The organism is Pseudactinotalea sp. HY160 (assembly GCF_009372055.1).
In the GTDB taxonomy this organism is placed as follows: Bacteria; Actinomycetota; Actinomycetes; order Actinomycetales; family Beutenbergiaceae; genus HY158.
In genome coordinates this window covers 37,442-59,975 of record NZ_WHMT01000003.1, presented here as the reverse complement: position 1 = coordinate 59,975, position 22,534 = coordinate 37,442, and the positions used below count along the sequence as shown (strand labels likewise).

Sequence of the window (22,534 nt, the reverse complement as noted above, 5' to 3'; positions counted from 1 at the left end):
CAACGTCGACAGCGGGATTTCCTGCAAACTACTCCCCCATCCGGCCCCGGCGCGCAGCAGTCTCACGCACGCGGCCGTGCCCTCCCCTCCTGCGAGCCGGCGGCGACGGGCGCGGGCCATGCCATGCCATGTCACGCCATGCCACGCCGCGTGGCCCACGAGACCTCGCGCCACGGCGCGGACCGACCGGGGCGAGTGTCCGCCTCGGTCGTCGCCACCGGGATACGGCGGCGGTGTCAGCCGATCTTGCGCGAGCGACGCCGGGCGAGCTCGTCGAGCCCGGTGCCCTCGTCGGCGGCGCGTTCCGTGGGGAACTCGGCGAGGCTTCCCTCGACCTCGCGCCAGACCCGTCCGACGGCGATGCCGAAGACGCCCTGGCCGCCCTGGACGAGGTCGAAGACCTCATCGGCCGAGGTGCATTCGTACACGCTCGCGCCATCGCTCATGAGCGTGATCTCGGCGAGGTCGTCGACCCCGCGTTCGTGCAGGTGGTCGACCGCGGTGCGGATCTGCTGCAGGGAGACGCCGCTGTCGAGGAGGCGCTTGACCACCTTGAGGACGAGGATGTCGCGGAAGCTGTACAGGCGTTGGGTGCCGGAGCCGGTGGCTCCCCGGATGCTCGGTTCGACGAGTCCGGTGCGGGCCCAGTAGTCGAGCTGGCGGTACGTGATGCCGGCCGCGCGGCAGGCGGTCGACCCCCGGTATCCGGTCGCCTGGTCGAGATCGGGAAGGGTGTCCCCGAACAGCATCCCCTGGGCTCGTTGGGGGGCGTGGGATGCCACGTCCGCGGCCACGTCGTTCCCGCTCACGCCACTCACTCTCCTCGACGGCAGTCGACACCACTGTACGCCCCGGGCGTCTCATGCCACAGGGCCGGTGTTCTCTGGCTAACGTAGGGCCGCGGAGGCGTCGCGTCAACGATCCGCGCCGCGGGACGTGCCCGGCGTGTCGGGACGGCGTGTCTCACCTTCGAGTAGAGGTTGAGGGTGGCCGGTGGTCGCCCGTGGATTTCCGCGGGATTCCCGGGCCGCGCACCTCCCGGGAGGCGGTCGGTGGCACCGGACCCGTCCGGGGTGAGGCTGCACACGCCGGGCTACTCGTCCTCCTCGTCGGGATCCTCGTCGTCGTCCTCGTGCTCGTCCTCGCCCAGGAAGTCCTCCGGGCTGACCGTATCGAGGAAGTGACGGAACTCCGCGACCTCCTCGTCGGGATCCGCGTGGTTGGCGAGGTAGATCTCGTCGCCGTCCGGCAGGAGTTCCACGCCGGCCTCGGCGAGCACGGCCTCCGCGCACCAGATCCCCACCCCGGCCCGGACCGCCAGCGCGATCGCATCCGAGGCGCGGGAGTCCACCCGCCGGTCGTTCGTGAGCACGAGTTCGGCGATGAAGGTGCCGTCGGTGAGCGAGACGATGTGCACCCGCAGCAACTCGGACCCCACGGCGTTCAGGCTCGCGAGCAGCAGCTCGTACGGCCCGGGACGCGGGGAGTGCAGGCCACTCTGGGCGGCGGCGATGGCCACGCCCTCGTGCGGGCCGATGAGGATCGGCAGGGTGAGTGCTCCGTCGCTCTGCTGCAGGAGCACCACCACATCGTGCGCCGAGCTGGAGACCCGCACGCGCACCCCGAGAATGTCCATTCGCTGCATGAGACCAAGGTACGCTCCGGGCCACCGTGAGCGAATGGTTTTGACGGAGGAGATGATCCTCAGAGCCGCTCGATGCCGTCCGTCACGAGCGCCGCGTGGAGTCGCGTGAGCACCTGGGCGAGCTCACCGGCCTGCGCCTGCGCGGCGGCCTCCGCGGACCCGCGCGTTCGATGGGAGCGGATCGGGGCGGTGATCTGCTCGATGAGGTCGACCTGGCGGTCCGCGGCGATCCGCAGGGTACGCAGGTGCCGGGGCGCAACGCCGTACTCGGCCAGGCTCGCGGCCTCGCTCACGACCGGGAGCACCCCCGGTCCGTACCGGCGGCCCCGATCGGCCACGATGATGCCGGCCTCCGCCAACTCGGCCACGAAGGTCGCCTCGAGGCCGGCCGCCTCGGCCAGCTGCGCGATCGACATGCGCGTGCGGGTTGCGGCCGCCGTGAGCTCGCCGTCCTCGGTCACGACCCGCGCCCCGGGCGCCGGCGCCCCGGCCCCCGCACGGTCGAGTTCACGCAGCCGCTCCCGGATCACCTTGAGCGGCAGGAACGAGTCCCGCTGGGCGGCGAGGGCGAACCGGAGCCGCTCGACGTCGGCCTGGGAATAGGTGCGATAGCCCGACGGGGTGCGGTGGGGGGTGACGATGCCCTGCTCCTCGAGGAACCGGATCTTCGAGATCCGGACCGTGGGGAACTCCTGCGTGAGGATCGACAGCGCGGTGCCGATGCTCATCGTGGGCGTGCGCGAGACCCCGAACGGCCACTGCTCGGTGTGCGGATCGTCTGCGCCCGAGGAGGCGGCGGCGGACAGTGCGTTCATCGGTCGGCGGCGCTCTCGGGGCCGGCGGCCGTGCCGGTGGCCGGCCGGTTCGGGCTCGGATGGAACGTCAGCCGGTACTTGCCGATCTGCACCTCGTCGCCCGCGCGGAGCGTGGCGGTCTCGATCCGCTCGCGATTGACGTAGGTGCCGTTGAGACTCCCGACGTCGCGCACCGTGAAGCCGCCCGCCGCGGACAGGAACTCGGCGTGCTTGCGGGAGACGGTCACGTCGTCGAGGAAGATGTCGGCACGGGTGTGCCGCCCGGCGGTCACCCGTTCGGCGTCGAGGAGGAACCGGGCGCCCGCGTTCGGGCCGTGCTGAACGATGAGCAGGGCCGAGGCGGGAGGCAGTGCCTCGATGGCCGCGCGATCCCCCGCGGCGATGGCCGAGGGCGGGGCGTAGTCCGGATCGACCGAACCCACCCGGTCGAAGGTCGCGGTGGTGTGCACGTCCGGGCGCGCGGGTGACTCCACGGCGTGCTCCTGCTGCTCCTGGTCCCGGCCGGCCGCAGACTGGGCGGACGCGGGGTCCGGAACCTGTGGGCCCTGGGTCGTCATGGTCGTTCCTCGCTCATCTGCGCATCGAAGTGATGCCTAGAACCTTACCGTTCGGTCGAGGGTGAGGCGATGCCCGGCTCGCGCGGTCATTCCTCGGTCACGGGCGTCGCATATTCGGGAGGGGACACGGTACGCACCGCATCGATGCGAATCAATTCCGACGTCGTCATCTGCACCGCGGCACCCGCGTTCCGGAACCCGGCGAGCGCTCCCCCGGGGATCTCCAGCGCGCCCGCGATCGTGTCCGGGTTGCCGATCGCCGACCACAGATAGGGCGGGGAGATGATCTGGCCGTCGGCGAGGAGCTCACCACCGGCGTCGAGGAAATAGGAACTGGCCACGATCCGGACACCGCTCACCGAGATCGCCTCGGCCCCCGAATTACGAAGCTCCTCGAGCATGTGCACCATGTCCTGGGCCGCGACGCCGTGGTCGGGATCGTCGACCCGCACCGTGACGCCCTGGCCCTCGACGGGCACCGTGCCGGCGAGGATTCCCTGCAGCGTCGCGTAGTTGCGAAGGTAGCGGCCCTGGTCGGAGCCGGACTGGAGATTGCTGCGGTCGAGGCGCAGCTGGGAACGTTCGGCCGTGAGGTCCTCGTTGCGCTGGGTGACCTCGTCGAGGAGCCGCACGAGGTCGTCCTGCCGCATGCTCGAGAGCTCGTCGGTCTGGGTCTGGCGTACCTGCACGACGACGGCGAATCCCACGAGCATGGTGAGCACGCCGATCAGGGCGCTCGTGCGCCGGCCGATCCGGCGCCGCCGTGGCCGGTCCGTGCCCGCTGTGTTCGCCGTGCCCGCTGTGGGCTCTGTGTTCGCTGTGCCCTGTGGGTCCGCTGTGCCCTGTGGGTCCGGGGCGTTCTCTGTGCCCTGCGAGTCGGGGTTCTCCTCGGCCATCGTCACGCCTTGAAGACGTGGCGGCGGATGGAGGCCGCGTTGGAGAAGATCCGGATGCCCAGCACGACCACGACCGCGGTCGACAACTGCGCCCCCACTCCGAGCTGATCGCCGAGGAACACGAGGAAGCAGGCGACGAGCACGTTGAACAGGAACGACGTCACGAAGACCCGCTCGTCGAACGTGGCCTCGAATCGCGCGCGCACGGCCCCGAGCAGCGCATCGAGGGCCGCGACCACCGCGATCGGAAGGTAGGGCTGCAGCTCCACGGGGATGTTCGGCTTGAACAGCAGGCCGAGGACGATGCCGATGACCAGTCCGGCGACGGCGACCATTCAGTCTCCTTCCTCGACCGGACCCGGGTGCCCCGCGCACGTATGTCCGCGTCGGGGGTGGGGCAAGTCTGACACGGGCTACCCCTGCTCTGTGACGTAGTGGAGCTTGGGCGCGGTCCCCGCCGGCAGGGCGAGATCGGCGGCCTGGACGACCGAGCTGCCGATGCCGTACATCGAACCGAGCGTGGCCAGTTGCGCGGCCGCGGTGCTCCGCGCGAACTCCGTGCGCAGACCGTTCGGGTCGCCGATCGCCTCGACCTCATAGGGCGAGACGAGCGGCTTGAGGTCGACGAGGATCGCCTCGCCCGCCGAGCGGATCGCCGTGCCCGCGCTCACGCGATGCCCGTTGATGGCGATCGCCTCGGCCCCCGCGGCCCACAGCGCGTTGACGACGAGCTGGAGGTCGACGTCGAACACGCGGGCCGGGTCGTCGCCCCCGACGGCGCGGGTCGAGTCCTCCAGGGTCACCGCGACCCCCGGTCCGGTCACCGCGATCGTGCCGGCCGAGACGGCGGCATCGCGCGCGCGGGAGAGGAACTCCTCGCTCACGTCCCCCTGCTCCGCCTGCAGCTCGTTGGTCTCCCCGCGCAGGCCCGCGATGTCCTCCCGCAGGCCGTCGGCGATCGCGACCCGGTCGCGGATCTGCTCCTCGAGCACGCCGCGGGCACTCAAGGCGCTGTCCACCGGGGCACGCAGCTGTCGGGCGGCCCACACCCCGCCGACCCCGATCGCGATCGCCAGGAGCAGCACGAACAGCTCCTGCAGCCGCGACCCGCCCGGGCGCGCGCCCCCGCTCCCCCGCCGTTCGGCCATCGCCGCATAGCCGGGATCGAGCGGTCGCTCCATCACCTCGGTCAGCAGCGTCATGGACGCGTCGGGACGACGCGGCTGCTCAGCCATGGCACCCTCCGCTGCGTCTAGGTGGGATCGGGCGGTTCCACGGCGATTCTATGCGCCGGTGGTCAGGCGTCCGTGCCCACCTCGGCCCCGTGCCCACCCGGCCCGGTCCGACCGGTCAGAGCGCCGGGCGCGCCCGGGCACCCGTGCGGAGCACGTCCCGGAACTGATGGAGGTAGAGCGCGCCGGCGCACCAGTAGAGGAAGACCCCCCAGAGCACCGCCGCCCACCCGATGACGTAGGACACCTCACCGACGACCCCGTCCACCTCGGCGAGCAGGAGCAGCGGGAACGCGTACATGAGCGCCATCGTGCCGGCCTTCCCGGCGAGGTGGACCGGGTAGCCGGGGAAGCCTCGGCGCGCGAGGACGGGCAGCGTGAGGCCCACGAGCAGCTCCCGTGCGGCGATCGCGGCCACGAGCCACCACGGGATGAGTGCGCGCGCGGCCATGCCGATGAGCGTGACCGCGATGAACAACCGGTCGGCCATCGGATCGAGCAGCTTGCCGAGCTTGGACATCTGGTCGAAGCGGCGCGCGATATAGCCGTCGACGTAGTCGCTCAGGCCGGCCACGGCGAGCGTGACGACGGCGAGCACGCCGAAGCCGTTGAGGATGAGCACGAGCACGACGGGCACGAGCAGCAACCGTGCCATCGAGATGACATTCGGAACCGTCCAGATACGATGATCCCCGTCGACAGCATCGAAATGTGAGGTCACAGCATCGCATCCTAGGTCATGTGCCGTGGACGCGGACGACACACCCGCCCTGCCCGCCGCGCGATCGTGAGGAGTGCCCGTGCTGGAACTGCTCACCGGCGGCGGCCTCGCCCTCGCCGCCGGCCTCAACGCGTTCATCCCACTGCTCGCCGTCGGCCTGCTCGGGCGCTACACCGACCTGCTCACCCTGCCGGCCCCGTGGGAGTGGCTCACGGACCCGTGGGCACTCGCGGTCATGGGGCTGCTCCTCCTGCTCGACGTCGTCGCGGACAAGGTGCCCGCGGTCGATCACCTGAACGACATCGTGCAGACCGGCGTGCGACCCGCCTCCGGGGGCATCGTCTTCGCAAGCGGGGCGACCTCGACGACCGTGGCGATGCCCGATCCGGACCTGTTCGATGAGCGAGTGCTCGTGCCCTTCCTCCTCGGCGTGGCGATCGCGCTGCTCATCCACCTGATCAAGTCGGCCGTGCGCGCCATGATCAACCTCACGACCGCCGGGCTCGGAGCCCCCGTGGCCTCCGCGATGGAGGACGCCACCGCGGTCGCGCTCGCGGCCATCGCGATCATGGTGCCGATTCTCGTCGTCGCCGCCGTCGTGGCGGCGATCGTCGCCGTCATCGTCGCGCTCCGCCGCCGGGCGCGGTTCCGCCGGCGTCAGCTGCGTACCTGATCACCGATCGGGTCCGCGGCCTCGAGCACGTCCCGGAGCACCTCGAGCACGTGCCGGTACGGGCGCCCGGTGGCCCGCGACATGCCGATCTCACACGTTCGATTGAGCGAGACGTAGGCATCGGCCGGCCCCCGATCGGCCGCCTGGGCCGACTGGGTCGGGTGGGCCGGTTGGGCCGGCTGGGTCACCTGGGCCGACTCGGGCGCGGTCGCCGCGGCCGTCAGCTCCGGATGGAGCATGCCCCGGTCGCCCGCGAAGCCGCAGCAGCCCCAGTCCGTGGGCACGATCACCTCGCGCGCGGCCGCGCCCGCCACCGCGACGAGATCGGCCGTCATCCCGAGCGCCGTGCTCGCGCAGGTGGGATGGACGACGACGCGCTCCAGCGCCCCCGTGAGCGCCTCGCCCGGTCCCGCGGTCGCGAAGGCGGGCAGCAGGTCCGTGCGGGTGTAGCTCACGGCATCGAGCACGGTGATCTCCTCGCCGACGCCCCGCAGCAGTCCCTCGGTGCAGCTCGCGGCATCGACGACGACCGGCAGCCGGCCCGCGTCGGTCGCCCGCCACAGCGCCTCGCGCACCCGGGATCGCATCCGTTCGTAGCCGCCGGTCATGCCCTTGGAGGACCAGGGGGTGCCGCAGCACATCGCCCCGATCCCGGCGGGGATGCGGACCCGGCGGCCCGCCAGCTCGCACAGACGCAGGAACGCGGCGGCCGCGCCGCCGGATCCCGACCCGTCGCCCCCGCCCTCCGGGGCGAAGAGGGTTCCCAGGCACGAGGGGAAGAACACCAGATCGGGATCGGCCTCGGCGCGGGGCCGGCGCCGCGTGCCGCCCCGGGGCAGGTCGCCCGACCACTCGGGTACCGTGTCGGCCCCGAGCATGCGGCGGCCGAGCCCGGTCGCGGCGCGGGGCAGCGCCGCCGGCAGCGCGCCGGCGGCCGTGAGGCCGAGACCGCCGGCGCGCGTCACGGTGTCCCAGTTCCGGGCGGCCGCCGACCACAGTCCGCCGGCGAGGGCGGAGGCCTGCTCGGCCCGCAGCCGGCGCACCAGATCGCCGGTATCGATGCCGACCGGGCAGGCGGTGCGGCACATGCCGTCGACCGCGCACGTGTCCACGCCCTCGTACGCGAAGTCGGAGCGCAGCCGATCCGCGAGCTCGACCTCGCCGTTCTCCTCGGCGCGCACCAGCTCCCGGCGAAGCACGATCCGTTGCCTGGGCGTGAGCGTGAGGTCGCGGCTCGGGCACACCGGTTCGCAGTAGCCGCATTCGACGCACCGGTCGACCTCGACCTCGACCGGCGGGCTCCACTTGAGGTCGGCGAGATGGGCGTGGGGGTCGTCGGTCAGGAGCACGCCGGGATTGAGGAGGGCGCGGGGATCGGCCAGGTGCTTGAGTCGGACCATCGCCTCGTGCAGGGTCGGGCCGTACTGACGCCGCACGAACGGTGCCATCGTCCGCCCGGTGCCGTGCTCCGCCTTGAGCGTTCCGCCCGCGGCGAGCACGAGGTCGACCAGGTCGTCGGTGAACTGCGAGTACGAGGCGAGCGCATCCGGATCGGCCAGGTCGGGCGTGATCATGAAGTGGACGTTGCCGTCCTTGGCGTGCCCGAAGATCACCGCGTCGGCGTAGCCGTGCCGGTCGAAGAGCTCGTGCAGTCCGTGGCAGGTGGCCCGGAGCCGTTCGACCGGCACGGCGATGTCCTCGAGCAGGGCGGTCGTTCCGGGCGGGCGGCTGCCGGCGATGCTCGCGTACAGGCCCTTGCGGATGTGCCAGAGGTCGCCGCGGCGGATCGGATCGGTCGTGAGGTCCGGCGGGGAGAGCAGCGGCAGCGAATCGAGCACCCGGGCGGCCGCGGCGCACCGGGCGGTGAGCTCGGCCGCATCCGCCTCCTGGAACTCGATGAGCAGGGCCGCCTGGTCGGTCACGTCGAGTCGGCGGAGCTGCTCGGGTGCGCGCGGGTCGCGCTGGGCCACGCGCAGCGACGTGGCGTCGAGGAGCTCGATGGTCGCGCACGAGGCCGCGACGAGTGCCGGCAGCGCCGCGGTCGCATCCGCGAGATCGGCGAACGTGAGCAGGGCGGTGGCGGTGTGGGTCAGCAGCGGCACCGTGTGGAAGGTCGCCTCGGCCACGAACGCCAGGGTGCCCTCGGAACCCACGACCACGTGGGCGAGGATGTCCACCGGATCGTCGTGGTCGAGGAAGGCGTTGAGGCCGTACCCCATCGTGTTCTTGATCGAGAACATCGCCTCGATCCGCGCGACCGACTCCGGGTCGGATCGAAGCTCGTCACGGAGACGGGCGAGCCCGGCGTGCAGCTCGGGCTCGGATCGGGCGAGATCGGCGTCGGCGGTCGGCGAGCCGGTGTCGACGACCGTCCCCGAGGCGAGCACGAGCACGGCCGAATCGAGGGTGCGGTAGGTGTTCTGTTCGGTCCCGCAGGCCATCCCCGAGGAGTTGTCGGCCACCACCCCGCCGATGGTGCAGGCGGCCTCGCTCGCGGGGTCCGGGCCGAGCTTGCGCCCGCGCCGGGCGAGCCGGGCGTTGACAGATCGCACGGTCGCCCCCGGTTGGGCCCGGACCCGCAGGCCGTCGTCGAGGACGTCGACGCGGCGGAAGTGGCGCCGGACGTCGACGAGGATGGCCGAGGTACCCGCCTGCCCACTCAGGCTCGTCCCTCCCGAGCGGAAGGTGAGCGGACCGGCACCCGCGGCGAGGAGGCGAGCGACGTCGTCCCTGCTCGTGGCCGTGACCACCGCGGCCGGGGTGAGGAGGTAGTGCGAGGCGTCGTGGGCGAGGGCGAGGCGGCGGGAGATCCCGGTCTCGACCGCGCCGGGAAGGAGGTGCCGCGCCCGGGCGACGGAACGATCGATCGGCTGTTCTCCGGACCCCGTAGTCATGGCTCCATCCTCCCAGGCCCGCGGCGACGTTCGAGCCAGGGGGCCAGGGCGGAGCGCACGGTCGCGAGTCCGACGAGGAGGAAGAGGCCGGTGCCCACGAGCATCGAACCGGCCCCGCCCGCCGAGCCGGCGGCGACGGCGGCGAACACGGCCGCGCCGGTGGCCGTGCCGGCGTCGAAGAACGCATTCCAGGTGGCGCTGGCGATCGGCGCCTGACCGGCGGGCACGCGGGAGAAGGCGAGGTCGAGGGTGACCGACTGGAGCGCGCCGTAGGCGACCCCGGTGCCGATGGCGCCGGCGAGGAGCAGCGGGACCGACGCGGCGGCGAAGCCCCACCCGGCCACGGCCATCCCCGCGGCGCCGATGACCGTGAGGGTCTGCGGCACCAGGCGATGCCCGCGGCGGTCGGTGAACCGGCCGATGCGCCAGCGGGCGTAGGCGGTCACGGCCCCGAACACGAGCAGCACGAGGGCGGCCCGGGCGGAGCCGGTGAGTTCGAGGGGAACGACCGTGATGACCGCTCCCCCGGCGGCCGTCGCGGCGAAGAGCAGGACCACGGGCACGACGAGGCGGCGGAGCGCGATCCGCATGGGCAAGGACTCCCCCGCCCCGCCCGGTGCCGTGCCGTCGGCGGTCACTCCCCGGGCCGCCGCGAGGCCGAGCAGCGGGGTGGCCGCGATGATGCACACCCACCCGAAGTTCCCGCTCAGGGTGAGGCCCGCCCCGATCGCGGCCCCGATCATCGTCGGGATCGCGCCCGCGAGGCCGAAGAGCCCGATCGCCTCCCCCTGGCGCCCCGGCGGCGCGGCGACCTGGATCGCGAGGGCCGCCGTCACCGTGAGCAGGCCGAAGCCCACGCCTCGGACGGCGGAGACGGCATACAGGCCGGGCAGGGCGGTCGCCCACAGGTAGAGCGGGGCGGGCAGGCCGAGCAGGACGAGTCCCCAGACGAGCAGGCCGCGCAGCGAGAACCGGCGCATGAGAGCCGGCGAGACCACCTGGGTCAGGACGGTGGCCGCGAGCATGACGGTGGTGATCGTGCCCGCGAGGTGGGCGGGCACCGCGTGGCCCACGCCCCAGACCGGCAGCGCGGCGAGCATGACGGCGAAGCTGGAGATCCCCGCGAACGCCATGAGGCACACGGCCCGGATCTGCGGGAGACCCCAGAGCGAATCGGGCGACATGGTGACAGTGTGACGCATCCGGCCCGTGCCGTCGGATCGGTGCCGCCCGGGCGAGCTAGGACTCCGTCGAGTCGCGGGCGGGCGGGATGACCGGGGGGCCGTCCACGTCGCTCGCCCGGATCCCCGAGCGGCGGACGAGGGTCGCGGTGGCGGTGGCCGAGAGCACGTAGAAGCCGAGCATGACGACCGCAAGGGTGACCGCCGTCGTGCCGACGAACCCGAGGAGCGGCGCGGCGAGCGCGCCGGCGACCGACGTGCTCGCGGTGAGGAAGGCGGCCGCCGTGCCGGCCCGGTGACCGTGATGGGCCAGGGCGATCGTCTGGGCGTTGGGGGTGATGAGCTGCTGGAAGGCGAGCGCCGCCCACAGCGGGACGATCAGGCCCCACATGTCGGCGATCTCGAGCGAGGTGAGGGCCGTCATCGTCGCCCCCATGGCCACGACTCCGGCCAGGCCGATGACGAGCACGTGCCCCGGGGAGAAGCGGCGCAGCAGGATCGGGTTGACCTGGCTCATCGCGATCATGCCGAACGTTCCGGCCGAGAACAGGTATCCGAACTCGCCGGGGCTCAGGCCGTACCCGTCCTGGAGGATGAACGACATCCCCGAGACGTAGGAGAACGACGCGGCGAACATGAGGGCCTGCGTGAGCAGGGCGCCGACGTAGATCCGATCACGCACGAGGATGCCCACGGTCGAGGCCATCGCCCGCGGGGCGGCGGGAATGCGGCGTTCGGGCGGCAGGGTCTCCGGCAGGGCGAGTCCGCACAGCACGATGACCACGAGCGAGACGGCCGCGAGCACGAGGAAGATGCCGCGCCAACCGGTGAAGGAGAGCATGAAGCCGCCCACGGCCGGCGCGAGCACCGGGGCGATCCCGGTGACGAGCACGAGCCGGGAGAGCATCGTCGAGGCGCCCCGGCCCACGAACAGGTCGCGCACGATCGCCAACGCGATGATGGCCCCCGAGGCCGCGCCGAAGCCCTGCAGCACCCGCAGCGCCATGAGGACCCCGATCGTCGGGGCGCCGATCATGGCCAACGAGGAGAGCACGTGCACCCCGACCCCCGCGAGCAGCGGGCGGCGCCGACCGATCGTGTCCGAGAGCGGGCCCATGAGAAGCTGCCCGCACGCCATGCCGAGGAGCGAGCCGGTCAGGGTCGCCTGCACGCTCGCGGTCGAGGTGAGGAACTCGCTCTCCAGCTGCGGCAGCGCCGGCAGGTACATGTCCACCGTGGCGGGGCCGAGCGCGGTCATCATGCCCAGCAGCAGGGTGATCCGGACGAGCTGGCGGCGGCTCAGCTCCGGTCCGCGCGGGAGCGGGGCCGAGCGGGCGGCGGCGAGCCGGCCGGTCCGGCGCTTGGCCCCGCTCCCGGTCCGGCGCGCGGACTCCGGCCGCCGGGCGCTTCGACCGTCGGTCCGGTCCGCGGTCGAACGGGTGGAGCGTCGCGCGGCTCGGGCAGCGTGGGCCATCGGTGGATCCTCGAAGCAGGCGGGACGTCTGACAGAACCAGTCTGGCATACCGATCGAAACGATACGACCCCGCGGACTCGGGGCCGGGCGGTGCCGGCATGATCCCCGACCGACCCCCCTGCGGTCGCTCGAGACGAGGAGCTCGGGTGTCGGTGGTAGCCAAGGCGACACGCAGGCAGCACAGTGGGAGCATGCGCCCACAGAGGAATGAGCCGACTCGCGCCCTGCTCGAGGCGATCGCCGGCGCGCTGCAGGGATCGCTGCAGAGCTGGCGGGCGACCGTCTCCGAGCCCGCCCGCGGGGGTGAGGTGAAGGGATTCGACCTCGAGGTCACCACGGCCGCCGGCGCCACGGTCAAGCACACCGTGTTCGTGGAGACCGATCCGGAGCCGGGCAAGCGCGAGGGCGTCTTCCGGGTGACCGACCCCTCGACCGGGCAGACCGTGGCCGTGTGGCTCTATCCGAAGGATCCCGCGCTGCCGGCCCTCGAGGCGACCGTGTTCCGAAGCGCCGCCCAGCGGTTGCTCGCCCGGATCGGCATCGACGTGGACCAGCCGCACCTCAAGGTCGTCTCCTATCGCCCGGGACGGCGTGCGGTCATCCGGGTGGACGCCGCGCCGACGCCCGTCTTCCTCAAGGTCGTCCGGCCCGGCCGGGCGGAGCCGCTCGTCGCCCGCCACCAGGCGTTCAAGGACGCCGGCGTGCTCGTCCCGCGCGTGCTCGGCTGGAGCGACGACGGGCTGCTCGCGCTGGCGGCGTTGCCGGGGGTCGAGGCGCAGAGCATCTGTGGCGAGCTCCCCGACACCTTCATCGCCCAGGTCTCCGCGCTCGTGCAGCGGATCGCGACCGTGCCCTCGCAGGAGAGGGCCCGTCGTTCCCTGGTCGAACGGGTCGACTGGTACGTCGACCACGTCTCCCAGGCGCTGCCGGAGTACGCGAGCCACATCGAGGCCCTCGGTGTGCGGATCGACCGGCTGCTGGCCCGCGGCCGCAGCGCCCCCGTTCCCGAGGTGACGATCCACGCCGACCTGCACGTGGGCCAGATCTTCGTGGATCCGGCCGATCCGGGTGCGATCACCGGCGTGCTCGACATCGACACGGCGGGGTCCGGCGATCCCGCGGACGACGCCGCCGCGCTCTTCGCCCATCTCCTCGTGCTCGGACGGCACCTGGACCATTCCGATCGGGCGCCGGCGGCGGCGCGGGTGCGTGAGCTCGCGGTGGCCTGGCGGGGCACGTGGGCGCGCCCGGCCGATCCGGGATTCCCGGACCGGGTCGTCGCCATCACCGCGACCCATCTGCTCGGCCACGCGATCCGGCAGGCCGACACGGCCGGGACGACGGACCTGTTCCTCGCGGCCCACGGCCTCGTGAGCGAGCACGAACAGTCCCCTGCCGTGCACGCGTGACGCGGGGGCGGGGTGTCAGTGCGCGCCGAGGGGCCCGACGGTGGGCGTCTCCTCCTCGGGCGAGCTCTCGACCGTCTCGACCGAGGCGGCGTGGCCGGTGAGCCGGGCGATGGCCGCGGCGAACTGCTCGCGCAGAGCGGCACTGGCGCGATCGGCGTCCCACCCGCGCAGCGCCGTCAACAATTCCTCGTAGGTCGACGAGACGGTCCGCCGCACCGCGTATCCCTCGGGTACCGAGAGGCTCGCGATCCGCGTCTCGAGGGCGAGGGTGGCCATGTAGTGCGACAGTCGGCGGCTGCCGGCGCCGTCCACAAGGGTCTGGTGGAACGCGAGGTCCGCGTCGCCGATCGAGCGCGCGTCGGTACCGGCGGACGCCGCGACGAGCAGGTCGTAGCTCGCCTCGAGCGCGGCGATCGCGTCGGTATCCCTGGCGTCGACGATCATCCGGATCGCCCGGGACTCGATCGCGTCGCGTGCGGAGTACAGATCGGGCAGGTGGTCGGGGCCGATCTTGCTCACCCGCAGGCCCCGCCCCGGGGTCGCGGTGAGCACGCCTTCCTGCAGCAGTCGCTGGGTGGCCTCCCGGAGCGGGCTGCGGCTCACGCCGAGCTGGCGCGAGATCTCCACCTCCCGGATCGGCGTTCCCACGGCCAGCGCACCCGAGAAGATCGCGTTCCGCAGCTCCGTGGCGATGAGGTCGACGGTCGAGGTCCGCGGGACCCGGAACACGGAGACCGGCGCGGCCGTTCGTGAGCTGGAGACTGACATGTGCATCCCTTCGATCCTCCCGGGCACGGCCCGGCACGAATCACATTATGGGCGTCCCGCGCCGTGCAGCGCGTAGCGGATCCATGCGCGCCTGCACACGCCCGCGTCGGCCCTCATGAGGTCACGGGCTCTCCGGAGCGACCGGCTCGCCGTCCACCGACTATAACAAGTTTGTATACAATCAGACACTCTGCCTTGCAGACTATCCGCCTGTCCAGAGATGTGCATATGGTGGGTCACGGCCACACCGCACTCGGGTTCGGACCCCGCGCCTGGCAGGGGCGTGAGGGGATTGGGCCCCTGGAAACCGAAAGAGGAAACCGATGACTCAGCGACTCAAGTTCGCAGGACTGGCCGCCGTGGCCGCCCTTACTCTCGGAATGACCGCAGCGTGCGGGTCCGACTCAGGCTCCGGGGGCGAGACGACCGGTGGCGAGACCAATGGCGGCGAGACCTCCGGCGACGCCGGCGGATCGGGAACGCTCGACCGTCTCCGGGACGAGGGCACGATCAAGCTCGCGATCGCCGACGAGCGGCCCTACTCCTGGGTCGGCGACGACGGCACCCCGCAGGGCGCCACGATCGCGATGCACGAGAAGATCTTCCCGGAGATCGGCATCCCGAACATCGAGGTGGTCGAGGTCGACTGGAACTCGCTCATCCCGGGCCTCAACGCAGGCCGCTTCGACGCGGTGAGCGCGGGCATGTCGATCCTGCCCGACCGGTGTGCGCAGGCCGCCTTCTCCGATCCGGAGATCATGTACACGACGGCGCTCATGGTTCCCGAGGGGAACCCGAAGGGGCTGTCGGACCTGCACTCGGTCGTCGACGCGGGCGACGTCAAGCTCGCGGTGCTCGCGGGCGGGATCGAATCCGGATACGCGGACGACCTGGGAATCGGCAACACCATGAAGGTCGACAACGCCCAGGACGGCATGGACGCCGTGTCCAACGGCCGGGCGGACGCGTTCGCGATGACCGCGATCTCGCTCAACTGGATGGCCACGAACTCCCCCGACGCGGGCGTGGAGGTCACCCCGGCCTTCGTCGCCGTGATCGACGACGTCAAGCAGATCGGTGCCGGGTCGACCGTGTTCCGCAAGGAGGACACCGCGCTGCTCGCGGCCTACAACGAGGCGCTGTCCGGGATCACCTCGGACGTGGACACCTACCTGGGCCTCGTCGGCGACTACGGCTTCACCGCCGAGAACCTGCCGCCGGCGGACCTGACCACCGAGCAGCTGTGCTCCGGTGACCTGAGTGATCTGAGCTGACCTTGGGCGACAAGCTCTCAGCGCTCCAGGGGGCGCTGCCGATGATCCTGGACGGATTCAAGATCACCGTCCTGCTGACCATCGGCGGCGCCGCCCTGGCGATCGTGCTCGCGATCGTGCTCGGCCTCATGGCGCGCTCGAAGAAGCTGGCGATCCGCGGCTTCGCGCGGGTGGTGATCGAGTTCTTCCGGGGGACGTCCCTGGTGGTCCAGCTGTTCTTCCTGTTCTTCGTGCTCCCGCAGGTCGGGGTCGAACTGCCCGCGGTGCTCGTGGGCATCGCGGGCCTCGGCCTCAACTACGGCGCCTACGGCGCCGAGGTCGTGCGCGGATCGATCAACTCGGTGCCGCAGGGGCAGTGGGAGGCCACGAAGGCGCTGAGCCTGGGCCGGTGGGGCCGAATGTTCCGGATCATCTTCCCGCAGGCGTGGGCGTTGATGATCCCCTCGCTCACGAACCTGCTCATCCAGCTGCTCAAGGGCACCGCGATCGTCAGCTTCATCACCCTGACCGACCTCACCTACGCCACGGACAAGCTGCGGCACTCGACCGGAACGATCTTCGCCTACACCGTGAGCCTGCTGCTGTACTTCGTGTTCGCCTACGTGCTCACCCTCATCATGAACGCGCTCGAGGTGCGCGCGAAGCATCGCCTCGGGCAGGGCGAGTCGCTGCGTCAGGCGTTGAGCTTCCGACGTCCGCGCCAGCCGGAGGTGGCCTCGTGAACGGTTCCCTCTGGCACTGGAGCGCCGCCTGGGAGGCACTCCCCCACCTGCTCGAGGCATTCCTCACCGCCACCCTCGTGGTGACCGTCCTCAGCAGCATCATCGCCGCCATCCTCGGCCTCGTCATCGCCGTGCTGCGGCGCACGGCCCCGCAGCCGATCCCGGCGATCCTCGGCTTCGTGGTGAACTTCATCCGCATGACCCCGATCGTGGTCCAGCTCATGTTCGCCTATGCGTTCTTTCTCGAGCTCTCGCCGCTGACGATCGGCGTCGTGGTCTTCGGCATCCACTACGCCACCTACATGGCGGAGGTGTACCGGGCGGGCATCGAGTCCGTGCCCCGGGGGCAGTGGGAGGCGACCAGGGCCCTGTCGATGTCCACGGGCCGCACCTGGACCGCCGTCATCATCCCGCAGGCGTTGCGGGCGACCATCCCCTCCCTCGGCAACTACGTGATCTCGCTGTTCAAGGACACGCCCTTCCTCATCTCGATCTCCGTGGTCGAACTGGTGCGGGCGGCACTGACCTACGGCGGCGACCACTTCCGGTATGTCGAGGCCTTCACCCTGGCGGGCGTCATCTTCCTGCTCGCCAGCTACCCGACCTCACTGCTCATCGGCCGATTGGAGAAGCGCCTTGCCTTCACAACCTGATGCCCAACCCGCGATCCGCTTCGACAAGGTGGAGAAGCGCTTCGGCGACAACGTCGTGCTGCACGACCTCGACTTCACCGTGACCAAGGGCGACCGGGTCACGCTCATCGGGCCCAGTGGTTCGGGCAAGACCACGATCCTGCGCCTCGTGATGACCCTCGAGGAGGCCAACGAGGGCTTCATCTACATCGACGGCCAGCCGCTGACGCACGAGGACCGCGACGGCAAGCGGGTGGAGCTGCGGGAGAAGCACAAGAACATCATGCGCAAGCGGATCGGGATGGTGTTCCAGCACTTCAACCTCTTCCCGAACATGACCGTCATGCAGAACCTCATCGAGGCGCCCGTGCACGTGCTCGGCAAGAGCAAGGCGGAGGCCATCGCCACGGGCCGCGAGCTGCTCGAGAAGGTGGGCCTGACGGACAAGGAGAATGCGCACCCGTCCGAGCTGTCCGGCGGGCAGCAGCAGCGGGTCGCGATCGCCCGGGCGATGGCGATGGAACCCGATATCCTGCTCCTCGACGAGGTGACCTCGGCCCTCGACCCGGAGATCGTCGGGGAGGTGCTCAACATCCTGCGCGAGGTCGCGCGCACGACGGACATCACGATGCTCATCGTCACCCACGAGATGCAGTTCGCCCGGGACGTGTCGAACCGGGTGCTCATGTTCGACGGCGGCAAGGTGGTCGAGGAGGGGGATCCGGAGACGATCTTCACCGCCCCGACCCAGCAGCGAACGCGGGACTTCCTCTCGGCCGTTCTCAACGCCTGAGGGCTCCCCACCCCGATCCGGCCCGTGGCCCGGCGCGAATGGAATCGCGCCGGGCCACGGGCGCTCGCGCGCCGGAATGGACGGCGGACGCGTGCGGGCTCACGCTTGCATGCGTGAGCATTGCTGCTTATATTAGGCGAGAATCAATCATCGAATGACTCCCTATGGAAGCGAGCCTCGACCGTGAGACAACGCAGTCCCCAGCAGCGCCGATGGCTCTCGGCGGCATTGACCGCCGGCCTGATCGTGACCTCCGGCGTCGCCGCCGCGGTGACGGGCACGGCGACCTCCAGTTCGGCGTTCACCGTCGACGGGGCCGAGTCGGTCGGGGCCACCCCGATCGCTCCCGAGCCCGTCGCGGCGGAGGTGCCCGTCGCCGACGGTGACACCCTCGGCGCGGTCACCGCGGTCACCCAGGACGGGGCGAGTGCCCTCGTCACGACCGAGCGCGGTGCGATCCGAATCAGCTTCCTCGACGCGGAGACGTTCCGGATCGAGGCCGTGCCGGGCGGCGAGTTCACCGACCCGGCCAACAGCCCGAGCGGCGACCCGGAACGCTCGGCCGACATCGTGGTGGGCGCCGGCGACTTCGCCGGCGCGGCCCCGACCCTGACCGACGGCGACGTCGCCACCCTCGCCACGGACGCCGTCCGCGTCTCGATCGACAAGGCGACGGGGCGCCTGGCGGCCGAACGCACCGACGGCACGCCGATCTTCGCCGAATCCTCCCCGCTCACGTTCACCGGGGCCGCCGCGACCCAGCACCTGGCGATCGACGAGGGCGAGCAGTTCCTCGGCGGCGGGATGCAGAACGGCCGCTCGATCCACACCGGCGCGACGATCAACATCGCCAGGAACTTCGACTGGGACGACGACGGCTACCCGAACGCGGTGCCGTATTACATGTCCTCCGCCGGCTACGGCGTGCTGCGGAACACGTTCGCCCCCGGCACGTACGACTTCGCGGCCGGGACCACGACCCATGCCGAGGCCCGGTTCGACGCGTACTACTTCGCCGGCGACTACAAGGAGGCGCTCGACTCCTACACCCGGCTCACCGGCCGCCCGCTCCTGCCGCCCGTCTACGCCCTCGAATACGGCGACGCCGACTGCTACAACCGCAGCAGCCCCACCTACGAGGGCGCGGCCACCCCGGGCAAGCTCCGGACCCCCGACGCGGTCGCCATCGCCGAGGAGTTCGTCGAGCACGACATGCCGGCCGGCTGGATGCTCGTGAACGACGGGTACGGGTGCGAGTACGTCGAGCTGCCCGAGACCGTCGAGCAGATCGAGGAGAAGACGGGCCTGAAGACCGGCCTGTGGACCCAACGCAGCCTGACCGAGCAGGAGTTCGAGGTCGGTGAGGCGGGGATCCGCATGCGCAAGCTCGACGTCGCCTGGGTCGGGCAGGGGTACCGGATGGCGCTGACCGGCTGCGAGGCCGCCTACGACGGGTTCGAGCAGTACTCGGACGCGCGCGGCACCTCGCTCATGGTCGAGGGCTGGGCCGGCTCCCAGCGGTGCGGCATGCAGTGGACCGGCGACCACTCCGGCAACCTCGACGCCGTGCGCTGGCAGGTCTCGGCGCTCACGGGCGCGGGGAACTCCGGGCTGGCCTTCACCACCGGCGACGTCGACGGCATCTTCGGCGGCTCCACCGAGAGCTACGTGCGCGACCTGCAGTGGAAGGCCTTCGCCCCGGCCCTGTACTCGATGAGCGGCTGGGCATCGGTGGACAAGCGCCCGTGGCTCTACGGCGAGGAGGCGACCGAGATCAACCGGTTCTACCTCCAACTGCGCCAGCAGCTCATGCCGTTCATCTACAGCCTTGCCGAGGACTCCCACGCGACCGGCACGCCGATGATGCGCTCGGTCGCCCTCGAGTATCCACAGGATCCGGGCGCGTACTCGGTCGAGGCGAACAACGAGTTCCTGCTCGGCACCGACTACCTCGTCGCCCCGGTCTTCACCGATACCGACGTCCGCAACGGCATCTATCTGCCCGCGGGCGACACCTGGGTCGACTTCTGGACCGGACGGCGCTACGAGGGCGGCCAGGTGCTCGACGGGCACCCGGCGCCGCTCGACCGGCTACCGATCTTCGTTCGCGCCGGCGCCCTCGTCCCGATGGGACCGATCGCCCGCAACGCCTCCCTCGTTCCCGAGGACGCCCCGCTCACCCTGGCGGTCTACCCCAGCGGCGACGCGTCGTTCGAGCTGTACGAGGACGACGGGGTCACCCGTGAGTACAAGGACGGCGCGTTCGCCACCCAGCGGTTCGACGTCTCGGCCCCCGAGGTGGGACCCGGCGACGTCGTCGTGACCATCGGCGACCGGAACGGTTCGTACACCGGCATGGCGCCGAGCCGGCCGTACCTGATCGAGGCCCACACGGACTCCGCGCCGGACGGCGTCGACGTGGATGGCACCGAGCTGAGCGAGGTCGCGGACGCCACGGACTCCGTGGGCTGGTCGTACGCCGACGGCGTCGTGACCGTCAACCTCGGGCCGGTGGCCTCGGACTCGGCCGCCACGGTCACGCTCGCAGGGACCTCCGCCGTCGGCGGCGAGGACGGCGACGCCGGGGCCGCGCAGGTCCGAGTCGCCGTGCCCGACCAGGTGTTCCAGGGCGAGGAGACGACCGTGACGGCGTCCTTCTCCAACTTCGGCAACCAGGACAAGACCGACGTGACGCTCACCCCCGAACTCCCGGCGGGATGGACCGTCGTGAGCAGCGAGGGCGCCGAGGTGGGAACCGTGCCGGCGGGCGAACGGCGCGAGGCGACCTTCGTCGTCCGTCCGGAGGTGGGCTCGGCGGGTGGCCGGCAGACCGTGCGGGTGAACGCGACGTACACCTCGGCCTCCGGCCAGGCCCTGGAACTCTCGGGGGCGAACCAGATCGGGGTCGCCTACGGTTCGCTCCAGTCCGCGTACAACGCGATCTCCATCACCGACCTCGAACACGCCGGCGAGGGGGACTTCGACGGCGGCGGCGCCACGTTCTCCGCGGCGGCGCTCGCCGAGGCGGGCGCTCAGGCCGGTGGCACCGTCGCCTTCGACGGCGCCGAGTACCCCTGGCCCGAGTCCGTGTCGGCTCCGAACTCGGTCGAACCGGCCGGCCAGACGATCTCCGTCTTGGGCTCCGGGAACCACCTGTCGGTGCTCGCCTCGGCGGCCGCGGGCAGCGGCGTCTCGCTGCCGCTCACCGTGGTCTACGAGGACGGGACCAGGTCGACCGAGTCGATCTTCTTCCCGAACTGGCTCCCGCAGGCCAGCGGCCTCGGCAGCGCGCGGGTCGCCCTGACGTCGATGGGGCGGAACAACGCGTCGGGCGAGTACGAGTACGAGACCTACGGCTACCAGATCTACGAGAACTCGATCTATCTCGACCCGAACAAGACGGTTCGCGCGGTCGAGCTCCCCACCGCCCCCGCCGTCAAGCTGTTCAGCTGGACCGTGGTCGATCGGGAACTCGAGCCGGGCCCGACCGGTGAGAACTGGATCTCCGATCTGGAATGGGAGTCGGCAACGAACGGCTGGGGCGTGATCGGAAGGGACGTGGCCAACAAGGACTCCGCCGACTCCCCCGACGCTCCCTTGACCAGCCTGTGGGTGGACCCGGAGACGGGTGAGCCACGGACCTACGAGAAGGGCCTGGGCGTCCACGCGAACGGGAAGATCCGCTACTACCTCGGCGGCACCTGCCTCTCCTTCACGGCCGAGGCGACCCAGGAGGACGGCTTCGCCGGCAACGTCATCTTCCGGGTCGAGGCGGATGGGCAGAAGCTGTTCAACGGGAAGACCCTCACGAGTGCCATGGCGCCCGAGGAGGTCGACGTCGACGTGAGCGGGGCGATGTACCTCGACCTCATCATCGAGGCGCCGAACGGAGTCGCTGCCGCCCACGGAATCTGGGGGGACGCCCGGCTCGTCTGCCAGGACGACTCCGGCTCGGGGGATCCCGACGGGTCGAGCGACGCCGGTGGTACCGCCGACTCGGGTGGCACCGACCAGGCGGACGGCGCCGCCGAGGCCGATGGCACCGCCGACTCGGGTGGCACGGACCGGGCGGACGGCGCCGCCGACTCGGACGGGACCGACCAGGCCGGCGGCACCGCCGACTCGGATGGGACCGACCAGGCGAGTGGCTCTGCCGACTCGGACGGCACGGACCAGGCCGGCGGCACCGCCGACTCGGATGGGACCGACCAGGCCGGCGGCTCTGCCGACGCCGACGGCACGGACCAGGCCGGTGGCGCCGCCGATTCGGGTGCTACTGCCGACTCGGGTGGCACCGACCAGGCGGACGGCACCGCTGATTCGGGTGGTACTGCCGACTCGGGTGGCACCGACCAGGCCGATGGCACCGCCGACTCCGGTGGAACCACCGACTCCGGTGGCAGTGACCAGGCCGGTTCAGATGGGGGCGGCTCCGATCCCGATCCGACCGATCCCGATCCGACCGACCCCGCGCCGACCGACGACGCGGACGCCAGATCAGGCGCCGGATCGGAAGCGGGATCGGACGCCGGATCGGAAGCGGGGCCGGAAGCCGGGCCGGATCGGGGCGACGACCTCGACGCGATGCCCGACACCGGCGCGGGCCTCGGCCCCGTCGTCGTGGTCACGGGCCTCCTCCTGGCCGCGGGTGGGCTGGCGCTGATCCTGGCGAGGTACCGCTCGGCCCGCGAGAGCTGACCTCGACGCGCACCGCACCCCGGGGCGCCGTCCCTCCGCACGAGCGCGGTCGGGCGGCGCCCCGGTGCATCCACGCGGGCCGGGCGCGCGGGCCGATGGTCCCGAGTCTCCTTGACACGGTCCCCTATCATTTAGAGCAATATCTTGTT

Annotated in this window: 19 protein-coding genes; 7 read left to right on the top strand and 12 right to left on the bottom strand. The window is 71.4% G+C overall.

Annotated elements, in window-relative coordinates; genetic code table 11:
* Positions 1–236: 236 nt before the first annotated feature.
* The 8 genes from GCG21_RS04550 to GCG21_RS04515 all read right to left on the bottom strand — a co-directional run bounded on the left by GCG21_RS04550 (position 237) and on the right by GCG21_RS04515 (position 5,866).
* The gene (locus GCG21_RS04550; RefSeq protein WP_152818240.1) at positions 237–749 is read right to left on the bottom strand and encodes a MerR family transcriptional regulator; all 513 of its coding nucleotides are present in this window, start codon (positions 747–749) and stop codon (positions 237–239) included.
* A 344-nt stretch (positions 750–1,093) separates the two neighbouring features.
* The gene (locus GCG21_RS04545) at positions 1,094–1,645 is read right to left on the bottom strand and encodes a bifunctional nuclease family protein (RefSeq protein WP_194164942.1); all 552 of its coding nucleotides are present in this window, start codon (positions 1,643–1,645) and stop codon (positions 1,094–1,096) included.
* 59 nt (positions 1,646–1,704) lie between these two features.
* Positions 1,705–2,460 (bottom strand): MerR family transcriptional regulator, encoded by a 756-nt coding sequence (locus GCG21_RS04540; RefSeq protein ID WP_152818101.1) that lies wholly within the window; start codon positions 2,458–2,460, stop codon positions 1,705–1,707.
* Positions 2,457–3,017 (bottom strand): FHA domain-containing protein, encoded by a 561-nt coding sequence (locus GCG21_RS04535; RefSeq protein ID WP_152818100.1) that lies wholly within the window; start codon positions 3,015–3,017, stop codon positions 2,457–2,459. The genes GCG21_RS04540 and GCG21_RS04535 overlap by 4 nt, the downstream gene beginning before the upstream one ends.
* Positions 3,018–3,103: 86 nt before the next feature.
* Positions 3,104–3,913 carry a DUF881 domain-containing protein gene (locus GCG21_RS04530; RefSeq protein WP_152818099.1) on the bottom strand — a complete coding sequence of 270 codons (810 nt, stop codon included), beginning with the start codon at positions 3,911–3,913 and terminating at the stop codon, positions 3,104–3,106.
* Between the two features lie 2 nt (positions 3,914–3,915).
* Entirely contained in the window at positions 3,916–4,248 is a 333-nt protein-coding gene (locus GCG21_RS04525; protein WP_152818098.1) for a small basic family protein, read from the bottom strand.
* A gap of 78 nt (positions 4,249–4,326) precedes the next feature.
* Entirely contained in the window at positions 4,327–5,148 is an 822-nt protein-coding gene (locus GCG21_RS04520; protein WP_152818097.1) for a DUF881 domain-containing protein, read from the bottom strand.
* A 115-nt stretch (positions 5,149–5,263) separates the two neighbouring features.
* Positions 5,264–5,866 carry a CDP-alcohol phosphatidyltransferase family protein gene (locus tag GCG21_RS04515; RefSeq protein ID WP_370517273.1) on the bottom strand — a complete coding sequence of 201 codons (603 nt, stop codon included), beginning with the start codon at positions 5,864–5,866 and terminating at the stop codon, positions 5,264–5,266.
* 79 nt (positions 5,867–5,945) lie between these two features.
* Here GCG21_RS04515 and GCG21_RS04510 point away from each other — a divergent pair, with 79 nt between their 5' ends.
* Positions 5,946–6,539, top strand: a complete 594-nt coding sequence (locus GCG21_RS04510; protein ID WP_153877988.1) for a DUF4126 domain-containing protein — start codon at positions 5,946–5,948, stop codon at positions 6,537–6,539.
* On the opposite strand, the gene GCG21_RS04505 is transcribed toward GCG21_RS04510, so the two are convergent.
* From GCG21_RS04505 to GCG21_RS04495, 3 genes are read right to left on the bottom strand one after another with little or no spacing between them, the layout of a single operon-like run.
* On the bottom strand, positions 6,524–9,433 hold the full coding sequence (locus tag GCG21_RS04505) for an FAD-binding and (Fe-S)-binding domain-containing protein (RefSeq protein WP_152818095.1): 2,910 nt from the start codon (positions 9,431–9,433) through the stop codon (positions 6,524–6,526). The genes GCG21_RS04510 and GCG21_RS04505 overlap by 16 nt on opposite strands.
* Positions 9,430–10,617, bottom strand: coding sequence for an MFS transporter (locus GCG21_RS04500; RefSeq protein ID WP_194164941.1), 1,188 nt, complete (start codon positions 10,615–10,617; stop codon positions 9,430–9,432). The genes GCG21_RS04505 and GCG21_RS04500 overlap by 4 nt, the downstream gene beginning before the upstream one ends.
* Positions 10,618–10,672: 55 nt before the next feature.
* On the bottom strand, positions 10,673–12,088 hold the full coding sequence (locus tag GCG21_RS04495; RefSeq protein WP_152818093.1) for a multidrug effflux MFS transporter: 1,416 nt from the start codon (positions 12,086–12,088) through the stop codon (positions 10,673–10,675).
* A gap of 192 nt (positions 12,089–12,280) precedes the next feature.
* Here GCG21_RS04495 and GCG21_RS04490 point away from each other — a divergent pair, with 192 nt between their 5' ends.
* On the top strand, positions 12,281–13,498 hold the full coding sequence (locus GCG21_RS04490; protein WP_152818092.1) for a phosphotransferase family protein: 1,218 nt from the start codon (positions 12,281–12,283) through the stop codon (positions 13,496–13,498).
* Between the two features lie 15 nt (positions 13,499–13,513).
* Here the strand turns inward: GCG21_RS04490 and GCG21_RS04485 are convergent, their stop codons facing one another.
* Positions 13,514–14,266: a GntR family transcriptional regulator gene (locus GCG21_RS04485; RefSeq protein ID WP_194164940.1), complete on the bottom strand. Its 753-nt coding sequence runs from the start codon at positions 14,264–14,266 to the stop codon at positions 13,514–13,516.
* Between the two features lie 323 nt (positions 14,267–14,589).
* Between GCG21_RS04485 and GCG21_RS04480 the strand changes: the two genes are divergently transcribed.
* The 5 genes from GCG21_RS04480 (at position 14,590) to GCG21_RS04460 (ending at position 22,385) form a co-directional block, all read left to right on the top strand.
* A complete protein-coding gene (locus GCG21_RS04480) occupies positions 14,590–15,540 on the top strand; it encodes a transporter substrate-binding domain-containing protein (RefSeq protein ID WP_152818090.1) in 951 nt (316 codons plus the stop codon).
* Positions 15,541–15,542: 2 nt separating this feature from the next.
* Entirely contained in the window at positions 15,543–16,262 is a 720-nt protein-coding gene (gene ehuC, locus GCG21_RS04475; protein WP_227993231.1) for an ectoine/hydroxyectoine ABC transporter permease subunit EhuC, read from the top strand.
* Positions 16,259–16,915, top strand: a complete 657-nt coding sequence (gene ehuD, locus GCG21_RS04470; RefSeq protein WP_153877994.1) for an ectoine/hydroxyectoine ABC transporter permease subunit EhuD — start codon at positions 16,259–16,261, stop codon at positions 16,913–16,915. The genes ehuC and ehuD overlap by 4 nt, the downstream gene beginning before the upstream one ends.
* Complete coding sequence (gene ehuA / locus GCG21_RS04465; RefSeq protein WP_227993228.1) at positions 16,899–17,687, top strand: ectoine/hydroxyectoine ABC transporter ATP-binding protein EhuA; 789 nt, start codon at positions 16,899–16,901, stop codon at positions 17,685–17,687. The genes ehuD and ehuA overlap by 17 nt, the downstream gene beginning before the upstream one ends.
* 183 nt (positions 17,688–17,870) lie before the next feature.
* Entirely contained in the window at positions 17,871–22,385 is a 4,515-nt protein-coding gene (locus tag GCG21_RS04460; RefSeq protein WP_370517272.1) for an NPCBM/NEW2 domain-containing protein, read from the top strand.
* The last annotated feature ends 149 nt before the right edge of the window (positions 22,386–22,534 follow it).